The sequence below is a fragment of the Raoultella sp. genome, from assembly GCF_039594335.1.
In the GTDB taxonomy this organism is placed as follows: Bacteria; Pseudomonadota; Gammaproteobacteria; order Enterobacterales; family Enterobacteriaceae; genus Klebsiella.
The window spans coordinates 1-3,274 of sequence record NZ_JBCNNS010000262.1 but is presented as its reverse complement, the minus strand read 5'-3'; the positions used below and the strand labels follow the sequence as shown (position 1 = coordinate 3,274).

Annotated in this window: 3 protein-coding genes; 2 read left to right on the top strand and 1 reads right to left on the bottom strand. The window is 56.1% G+C overall.

Annotated elements, in window-relative coordinates; all coding sequences use genetic code 11:
• Nucleotides 1-10 precede the first annotated feature (10 nt).
• Nucleotides 11-781 (top strand): DeoR/GlpR family DNA-binding transcription regulator, encoded by a 771-nt coding sequence (locus ACZAHD_RS22700; RefSeq protein ID WP_462458735.1) that lies wholly within the window; start codon nt 11-13, stop codon nt 779-781.
• Nucleotides 782-989: 208 nt separating this feature from the next.
• Nucleotides 990-1,625, top strand: a complete 636-nt coding sequence (locus ACZAHD_RS22695) for a carbonic anhydrase (RefSeq protein WP_462458734.1) — start codon at nt 990-992, stop codon at nt 1,623-1,625.
• Nucleotides 1,626-2,039: 414 nt separating this feature from the next.
• Here the strand turns inward: ACZAHD_RS22695 and ACZAHD_RS22690 are convergent, their stop codons facing one another.
• Nucleotides 2,040-2,924 (bottom strand): SDR family oxidoreductase, encoded by an 885-nt coding sequence (locus ACZAHD_RS22690; protein ID WP_462458733.1) that lies wholly within the window; start codon nt 2,922-2,924, stop codon nt 2,040-2,042.
• Nucleotides 2,925-3,274: the final 350 nt, after the last annotated feature.

Below are 3,274 nucleotides of genomic sequence, written 5' to 3'. Positions count from 1 at the left end.
AGGAGTTAATGTGCTCGATTATGCAGCTTTCCCTCAACAACGACAAGCGCTGATTTGTCAGATCCTCCAGGAAAATGGCCGCGTCGTCTGTAGCGAGCTGGCCAGCCGCTTAAACGTCTCTGAGCACACAATTCGTCGGGATTTGCACGGACTTAGCAAAGACGGGTTCTGCAAAAAAGTGTACGGCGGCGCGGTAATGAACCTGCCGGAAGCCGGGGATTACAGCGAACGGAAAGACAAAAATCCAGCAACAAAACTCAGAATCGCGCAGAAATGCGCAAGGCTGGTGAAGCCCGGCGGCTGCATTTTTATCGATACCGGTACCACCAATCTGGCGATGGCGGAGGCACTGCCTGCCGAGCTGGCGTTAACGGTGGTGACCAATTCGCCGGAAATAGCCGCAGAGCTGCTCAAAAAACCGCTGTATGACGTGGTGATGCTTGGTGGGCAGGTTCAGCGAGCGTCGGGCGGCTGCGTTGGCACCTCGGCGGTGGTTCAGTTGCAGGGAGTGTTGTTTGACCAGGGGTTTATCGGCGGCTGCGCGATGGCGCCAGAATCCGGTCTGACCGGGTTTGACTATGCCGATTGCGAATTCAAAAAAGCAGTGATTAAGCAGTGCAGTGAAATTATCGTCGGGCTGACTTCAGATAAAATTCCGGCGGTGGCTCGTTTCGTGGTCGCACAAAGCAGCGATATCGATGTACTGGTGGTGGAGGAGAACATCAGTCGCGAGTATAGCGACACGTTCCGCGAGCACGATATCCGTATTTATACCGTCTGATCTATGGTTAGCGCACGGCTAACCCCCCGGCGGAATATCGGGCGACGTGAGCCGATACCGGGTATCGCTAGCCTGCCTACCGGTAACCGATCGGTGTTGTAACATATAGATTTCATTTGAATAACGATTCCTAATCTTTTCTGCGGTGATACACTGACAATGTGATCTTTGTCATACCGTAATTCATACCGAGAAAAGAGACACTGCTATGCAACATATCATTGAGGGTTTCCTCAACTTCCAGAAAGAGATCTTCCCGCAACGTAAAGAACTCTTCCGTAGTCTGGCTTCCAGCCAGAATCCCAAAGCGCTGTTTATCTCCTGTTCTGACAGCCGCCTGGTACCGGAACTGGTGACCCAGCAGGAACCTGGTCAGCTCTTTGTCATTCGTAACGCAGGGAATATCGTCCCCTCGTTCGGGCCAGAGCCGGGCGGCGTTTCCGCGACTATCGAATATGCCGTAGTCGCCCTGGGCGTCACCGATATTGTTATCTGCGGTCACTCTAACTGCGGCGCGATGACTGCGGTCGCGACCTGTCAGTGTCTGGATCCGATGCCGGCAGTGGCGCATTGGCTGCGCTATGCCGATGCGGCAAAAGCGGTGGTCGATAAAGGCACCTGGAACAGTGAAATCGATAAAGTGAATGCGATGGTGCGGGAAAACGTCATCGCGCAGTTGAACAACATCAAAACTCACCCGTCGGTTGCCGTCGGCCTGCGTGATAAGGCGCTGCGCCTGCACGGCTGGGTTTACGATATTGAAAGCGGGGCGATTGGCGCGCTGGATAAGAACACCAAAACCTTCGTCTCGTTGTCCGAGAATCCGGCCGTCTACTTCGAGTAATTTCTTTCTTCAGGGCAGGGAAGCCCTGTATCTCAGCGCAGCGCTTTTTTACTCATGCTCCCATCCTCCGGCGCCATCTGTGTGCAAACTGCCTGCGCCAGGCCTACTGAGAGAGGCTCCAGGCTGTGTAAAACGTGCGGCACGTCGTATGAGGAAAGAAGTGCAACAATCTTACACTGCAGGATTGGTGACGATGAGCGCCAGTATGCCCCGGTCCGCGGACAGGCGTGGATAGCCTTTGAGGATCTTATCCTCCGTCATACCAACGCCTGAAAGCAGCATGGCAGCGCGCTGTTTTGCCTTAAAACCGCTCCCGGGTTCGCTATCAAGCCGCGCGCCTTTCTGCTCAGAACGCCGCAGGGTCATATTCTGTGTGAACGCCCTGTCAACGCCGCAAATCGCGGAAATTCGCCGCTACAATACCCCGTCGCCGCCATCCGAGCACCAGACCTGGCCTGAGGTGAAAGAACAGGCGTCAGACGCGAGGGTGACGTACAGCGGGGTGATCTCTACCGGTTGGCCAGGACGGCCCAGCGGCGTATCGGCGCCGAACTGGCGGACTTTCTCCGCCGGCTGGCCGCCGCTCGATTGCAGCACCGTCCAGTAGGGACCGGGAGCGACCGCGTTGACCCGGATGCCTTTCGGCCCCAACTGCTTAGCCAGCGATTTGGTGAAGGCCACCAGGCAGGCTTTGGTCTGCGCATAGTCAAAGAGAATCGGGCTGGGCTTAAAGGCCTGCACGGAAGAGGTGTTGATGATCACACTTTGGGCCTGAAGATGGCGTAGCGCGGCTTTGGTTATCCAGAACGGCGCGTAGACGTTGGTCTTAAACGTGGCGTCGAAATCGGCGGTTGAGAGATCTTCCAGCGATTCACAGTACTGCTGCCGCCCGGCGTTATTGACCACGATATCGAGGCCGCCCAACTCGCTGACGGCTTGTTCAACCAGTGCCTGGCAAAATGCTTCGCGGCGAATATCGCCGGGAAGTGCGACCGCTTTGCGCCCTTCGGCTGTAATCAGGGCGATGACCTCCCGGGCATCTGATTCTTCCTCCGGCAAATAGTTTATCGCCACGTCAGCGCCTTCACGGGCGAAGGCGATCGCCACCGCGCGGCCAATGCCTGAGTCACCGCCGGTGATCAGCGCTCTTTTACCTGTAAGCCGCGCAGAACCGAGGTAACTCGTCTCACCGTGATCCGCTACAGGGACCATTTCTGAAGCTAAGCCGGGCGGTGTTTGCGGCTGGTCGGCAAAGGGGGGCTCGGGATACTGGGTTGTGAGTTTTGTGTATTCGCTCATACTGTCCTCCTGCGCTAAAACCTTAAGGATAGGCCGGATGACGTGCGGTGGGGCCATTAGTGTGCTGTTTGCGCGAGGGGGAATGTCCGCGATAGAACAGCGCAGGGGCGGGTAATACGCTGATTGCCGGGCAGGTTTGCCAGCAGGCGCTGAGCGTCCGATAGTCCTATTTTTAGGATGATTCTCAGCATGTTGCAGAGAATATTGTTCAATCAGTTGGCCGAAGTGAAAAGAGTATCAGCCGTCGTTGGTCGCAATAAGCGTTACTTCCGCAAGGGCATTTTTTATTTCTCAAGACGGCAAGCCCGTCGTGCTGGCGGGCGATCGGCACACTAGCCTCAGTCGAGGGG